Genomic DNA, 6,311 nt, shown 5'->3' on the forward strand with positions numbered 1-6,311 from the left:
AAAGAAAGCCTTTAGCTTTCTTTTTTCTTTCCCTTTTTAAGTGTTATTCTATTTATAATAACCGTCCTCATAAATTTATACGCTTCTTTTAGACAAGCTATTGGTGCTTTTGTAAAGGAAACCAATGAGTATCCAATAAATGAAAGATACTTTTTATTTCTCTTACTTGCCACTGCAAGCACCGCATAGTGCCTCATGTTTATAAATCGAATTTGCTCTTTTGTTAGCAGATGAAAATACTTTTTCTTTTTCTCTTGTAAAATCTTTTCGCCCTTTATTTTATTTCTTCCTGTGGATATGGCTTCGCCCTTATGTCTAAACACCACCACGTCGTACTCGTCAAGATAGCCTATTTTAAATCCATTTTCGATGGCTTTAAGCATCAGGTAAAATTCCTGTCCCATTATGGCTTGGTCAAATCCACCAATCTCTTTAAGCTTCTCCGCCTTAAACATATAGGTAGGTGTCCCAGTGGCGTGGCGCATAATATGATATTTTAATAGCTCGCTATTTTCAAAGGACCAAATATCGTGGTAGTCCCTTACGTCTATAACGGCGCCCTTTGCATTTTTGATTTCCATATTGGAGAAAATTAAATCATAGTCATTTTCTTCGATAAACTTAACCTGTTTTGCAACCTTCTCCTCTTTATACATATCATCGTCGTCTAAAAATGTTATGTAATCTCCTGTGGCTTTAAAAATTCCAACATTTCTCGCCAAGGCTCCACCAAGGTTTACCTCATTTTGTATATATATAATTCTGTCGTCATGTAGTTGTTCTATGTATTCTTTAATCTCATGCCTTCTGTCATAATCTTTAGGAGAGTCATCTATGATAATAATCTCCAAGTTTTCATATGTTTGATTTTGCAAAGATTCTACTGCCCTTTTAATATATGGAACTTCTCTTTTGCATGTGGGCATTATAACTGAAACTCTCTTCATAGTCCCTCCCCTTTCAAAGTTTAATTATATCAGTTTTTGTAAGCTTTTTCCATTATATGTTATTTATTCCACAAAAAAACAGGTGCATTGCACCTGCTCTTACTATAAATTCAATTCTTTTATATCATTCTTTATATTTTCCACAACCTCTTTTATATCTTCCTTTGTTAAACATGGATGGATTGCACAAAATCTTAGTACGGTTTTGCCCCTAAGTTGTGTTGTGTAATAGATTGATTTGTTTCTCTTTGTTGCCATCTCGGAAAGTTTGTGGTTAATTTCGTTTAGTTCTTCTTCTGAATACTTTTCGTTATAGTATCTAACGTTGATACATGAAAGCATTGCCGGTGAAACTATTTCGAAGTAATCTTCTTCTTTAAATAGTTCTTCAAAGTACTTTGCGGATTCAAATCCTGTGTCGATTGCACTTCTCATTCCCTTTAGTCCCACTCTTTGTAATGTGTACCAAAGTCTCATTCCCCTTGCTGGAGATGTTAGTTCTATACCTATGTCCCAGAAGTTTACTTTTGAGTCATCTGTGGCAACGTCCTTTAAGTACTCTGGGTTTGCGTTAAAAGTTCTTGTCATTGCAAGTCTATCTTTACAGATAATTGCAGCGCATCCGTATGATTGGAATAGCCACTTATGTCCGTCCCAGCTTACTGAGTCACTTCGTTCGATTCCTTTAAATAGGTCCTTGTAAGATGAAAGAACTCCCGTTGCCCCATATGCACCGTCAATGTGAAGCCATGAGTCAAATTCTTCTGCAATGTCTGCCAGTTCGTTTAATGGGTCGATTGAACCTGTGTTTGTAGTTCCTGCAGTTCCTACAATAAGGAATGGAATAAATCCTTCTTCTTTGTCTTTTTTCATTTGCGCTCTAAGTGCATCAGGTTTTATTCTAAAAAGTTCGTCAGTTTCAACCTTTCTAATATTTTTTAGAGGCACTCCCATTATATGAAAGCCCTTTGCAACGGATGAATGGGTTTGGTCTGATATATATACAGTTCCCTTTAATATCTCTTCATCTTTAAGCTTTTCATTTTTTGCAATTACCGATGCAGTTAGGTTTGCCATTGATCCACCGGAAACAAATAGTCCGCCAAGTTCTTTGACAGGGTAACCTATGTTTTCTCCCATCCAGTTAATAAGCCACTTTTGCGCCGTTGCAACACCTTCTGAAAGCACATGGGACCCTCCATATGGAGAGTAGATTGAGTTAATAACTTCTCCCACTATTGACGCTGGTGACAATGCCAGTGGTATAAAGGAGAAAAATTTTGGATGACTTTGTTTTGTAGAATATCTATATACAAGATCATGCATCTGGTCGATTACTTCATGGGCATCCCTTGGTTCTTCTCCAAACTCTATATTTTTAATTTCATCTTCTTTTTCCAAAGGTATGGGATTGTCTATATCAAAATCCCTAATATTCTCTTGATTATCCAGTAGCCTTGGCATTAAAGTTGCTAATATCTCTTTAGCTTCCTGCCAATCATATAAAATCTCTTTATCATCTCTTTGATTTTCCATTCTATCCCTCCCAATAGGATTATACCACTACTACTGTGTGGTCATTCTATCTATTCTTTCTTTTAAAGGAGCCTAAGATACCCCTTGCCATCTCTCTACCGATTTGCCTTGTAAAGGCTCCAAGGATTGAGTTAACAGTCTTGTCAACGTATTTATACTTTTCTCGTCTTTCACGTTCTTCCTGCTTGCGGATTTTTTCAGCTTCCTTTTCCATCTTTTCAATTTCTTTTCTATCAAGCTCCTCTTGTTTTCTTCTCTCCTCTTCAAGCTGAGCTTGTTTTTGTTCCTCTTCCTCTTTCTTTACCTTGTCAGATAAGATTTCATAGGCTGAGACTCTGTCTATGGTCTCCCTATATTTTTCAAAAATTTCAGAGTTTGAAACAATATATTGTAAATCAGAAGAAGATATTACATCAAAGGAGCTATGCGGTGGTCTGATAATAACCTTCTGTGCTTCCGTTGGAATATTTTTTTCGTCAAGGGTTTGTATAACCGCTTCACCAACACCAAGGTTTAATATCTCATCCATGGTATCAAAGCCATCTCTTTGTCGTAGAGACTCTGAAATAACCTTCACCGCCTTTGCTTCCTTTGGCGAAAAGGCCCTAAGTTGATGAATAATCTTTGTACCAAGTTGTGCAGAAATTTCATTTGGAATATCAAGTGGGTTTTGAGTTATAAAGAACACACCAACCCCCTTTGAACGAATTAACCTAACAACAGTTACAATCTTTTCCAGTAAATTCTTAGAAATATTATTAAAAATTAAATGGGCTTCATCAAAGAAAAATACCATAACAGGTTTTTCCGGATTACCAACTTCAGGAAGTATTTCAAAAAGCTCCGAGAAAAGATAAATTAAAAATGCACAGTATAACCTTGGCTTTTTCATAAGCCTTTTGCTATTAAGTATATTAACAAATCCATTTCCAAGTTCGTCCTTTGTTAAAAAGTCATTTATATCAATTGCAGTTTCACCGAAGAACTCATTCGCTCCCTCATCCTCAAGCACAAGAAGCTTTCTTTGAATAGCCGCAATGGACGAAGGTGAAATATTTCCATACTTTTCAGAAATCTCTTTAGAATTTCTTCTTAAGTGGTCAAGCATTTGAGTTAAATCTTTGAAGTCCAAAAGTAAAAGCCCTTCCTCATCGGCAACCCTAAACAAAACATTTAAAACGCCTTCTTGAGTTTCATTTAGTTCAAGCACTTCAGATAAAAGCACAGGACCAAACTGCGACACAGTAACCCTAAGAGGAATCCCTTCTTCCTTATATATGTCCCAAACATTAATAGGATAGTTTCTATATTCAAAGTTAGATAAACCTAAAGCCTGTAATCTTTCATTTATCTTTTCACTGGCAGAACCAACCTTAGAAAGATTAATAATATCTCCCTTAACATCACTTATAAAAGTTGGCACACCAAGGCTCGAAAGCTCTTCACAAAGAACCTTTACAGTAACGGTCTTTCCACTGCCCGTTGCCCCAGAGATAACACCATGCTGGTTTAGTTTGTCACTTCGTATATTAAAGTTGTTTTTTCCCTTACCTAAATATAATTCCATAATAATCCCCATCCTTTAGGAATATTATATCATTAAAAATGAAGAGGGAAAGATAAAAAACTTTCTATGAAAAGTTTTTTGATTAAAGTTTTTTATTTGATTTTGTTTTGTAGGTCTGTAACCTACTTCCTATTTATTTATAATATGTTTATTCGTTTAACAAAGGGGAGAACTAAGAAACCTTTTCGTATGGTTGTACTGCACCCATAAATCCGGACACATAAAGGAGAAATTTATGAAACAATACAGTCCGGATTTTAAAGTAAAAGTAATTAAAGAATATCTATCAGGTAAATATGGAGGAATTGATAGAGTAGCAAGAAGAAATAACATTTCCGCAACAAACTTAACCAACTGGATATCACATTATGAAATGTTTGGATTAGACCACTTCTTTAAAAAGAAGGAAAAAACTAAATACACTAGGGAATTTAAAGCGCATGTTATACAATATAAACAAGATCACAATTTAACTCACTCTGAAACCACCAAACTCTTTAAACTTTCAAGTCACAGTTTAGTGCAAAAATGGGAGAAAAGTGGTATCAAAGGAGAATATTCTAAGAAAGGCAACGCTTTAAATCCAATGATTAACAACGAAAAACAAAACCCAAAAAAGAAACTTAACGAAACTGAAGCTGAAGAACTTCTTCGCCTAAGAGAAGAAAATAAAAAACTTACTGAAGAATTAAGACTTTCAAACATGAAGATGGAATATGAAAAAAAGTTGCAAGCTTTGCTTTTAGAGGAAGAGTTAAAAGCAAAGCAAAGACAATAGCAATATTATCTCTTCTAAAAGAATACAAAAATACAACAGTATCAGAGTGGCTTAAAATAGCAGAACTACCAAAATCATCTTTCTATGAATGGAAAAATAAATTAGAAAACTCAGAAGATAAAGATAAACACATAAAAGAGAAAATACTAGAAATTAGTAGTGAAACTGAAAGAAGATATGGATATAGAAGGATGACAATAGAATTAAGAAAAGATGGATTAATCGTTAACCATAAAAAAGTTCTTAGATTGATGAGACTTTTAAATGTACTATCTAAAAAATTTAGAACTAAAACAGCTAAATTTAACTCATACCAAGGAACAAAAGGTAAAGTAGCTGATAACATCGTAAACAGAGACTTTGAAAGAGATAAGCCAAATGAGTTATTCTTAAGCGACATAACAGAATTTAGAATACACAAAACACAAGAAAGACTTTACCTTTCGCCAATACTAGATGCCTTTAATGGTGAAGTAACGTCCTATAGAATAGGAAGAAGACCTACACAAGATATATCAAGTGAAGCACTAAGAGAAGCTCTTAGTAAAGTAGATGACAAAAGCGGCTTGATTGTTCATACAGATCAAGGTATACACTATCAAATAGATAGTTGGGTTAATCAATTAGAAGAAGCAAATGTAATACAGAGCATGTCTAGAAAAGGGAATTGTCTAGACAATTCCCCGATGGAAAATCTATTTAGTATAATCAAACAAGAAATGTTTTATGGTGAGACTTTTAATTCATATGATGAATTAAAGCAAGCTTTAGAAAAATATATCAAATGGTACAATGAAGATAGAATTAAAGAGAAATTAAATGGACTTTCGCCTGTAGAGTATAGGCTAAGGTCTGCTTAAAATATAAAAAATAGTTGTCCGTGTTTTGGGGTTCAGTACAGGTTTCTAACGTTCTCCCCTTGAAATCCCCTCTTCCTTACCTTCCAAACGATTCAGGACTGGCCGTCCTGAAAACCTGCTTAGTGAGATGAAGAAAATCTTGTTGGATTTTCTTCTATTTTTAATATCATACTTCGAACACTATTGGATTATTAAATTTATTCTGTTCCTCTAACATATACTTAGTATGGAGATTCTTCGACTTCAATTTTTGCTAAGCAAAAATTTTCGCTCAGAATGACACAGCGAGATGTAATCATTCCAAGCTACAGTGCCGAAGGCACAAAGTAGAAAATCCAACAAGATTTTCTACAGCTTACATTGGGGTTTGGGGTATCCCCAAGTCGTTGGGAGGTAAAGGGGGTTCCCAAGGGGGAATAAAAAGATGCAATATAATAGAAATAAAAAGGTAGTAGGGTGTAACCCTACAAAATAATATATTATGAGACTTTTGCCGAGATTTTCAAAGAAAATCTCGAGATGTTTCGACTCGCTGTCGCTCGCTCAACATGACAGAGCGGAAGGTCGATATACTTCGTAGGGTGACACCTACATCAACAAATGTTTGCCGCCTTTTTAAAGGC

At 34.9% G+C, this 6,311-nt stretch carries 5 protein-coding genes; 2 read left to right on the top strand and 3 right to left on the bottom strand.

What is annotated here, in order from left to right; translation table 11 throughout:
* Positions 1-11 precede the first annotated feature (11 nt).
* From WKS98_RS09665 to WKS98_RS09675, 3 genes are all read right to left on the bottom strand, one after another.
* Positions 12-947, bottom strand: coding sequence for a glycosyltransferase family 2 protein (locus WKS98_RS09665; RefSeq protein ID WP_498918863.1), 936 nt, complete (start codon positions 945-947; stop codon positions 12-14).
* A 102-nt stretch (positions 948-1,049) separates the two neighbouring features.
* Positions 1,050-2,483, bottom strand: coding sequence for a pyridoxal phosphate-dependent decarboxylase family protein (locus WKS98_RS09670; RefSeq protein ID WP_498918865.1), 1,434 nt, complete (start codon positions 2,481-2,483; stop codon positions 1,050-1,052).
* 46 nt (positions 2,484-2,529) lie between these two features.
* Positions 2,530-4,053, bottom strand: a complete 1,524-nt coding sequence (locus WKS98_RS09675) for a helicase HerA-like domain-containing protein (protein ID WP_498918868.1) — start codon at positions 4,051-4,053, stop codon at positions 2,530-2,532.
* 232 nt (positions 4,054-4,285) lie between these two features.
* Here WKS98_RS09675 and WKS98_RS09680 point away from each other — a divergent pair, with 232 nt between their 5' ends.
* A complete protein-coding gene (locus tag WKS98_RS09680) occupies positions 4,286-4,828 on the top strand; it encodes a transposase (RefSeq protein ID WP_498918867.1) in 543 nt (180 codons plus the stop codon).
* 2 nt (positions 4,829-4,830) lie between these two features.
* Positions 4,831-5,688 (top strand): IS3 family transposase, encoded by an 858-nt coding sequence (locus WKS98_RS09685; protein ID WP_498918870.1) that lies wholly within the window; start codon positions 4,831-4,833, stop codon positions 5,686-5,688.
* Positions 5,689-6,311: the final 623 nt, after the last annotated feature.

Origin of the sequence: Lagierella sp. ICN-221743 (assembly GCF_037890055.1) — a bacterium.
Classification (GTDB): domain Bacteria; phylum Bacillota; class Clostridia; order Tissierellales; family Peptoniphilaceae; genus Mediannikoviicoccus.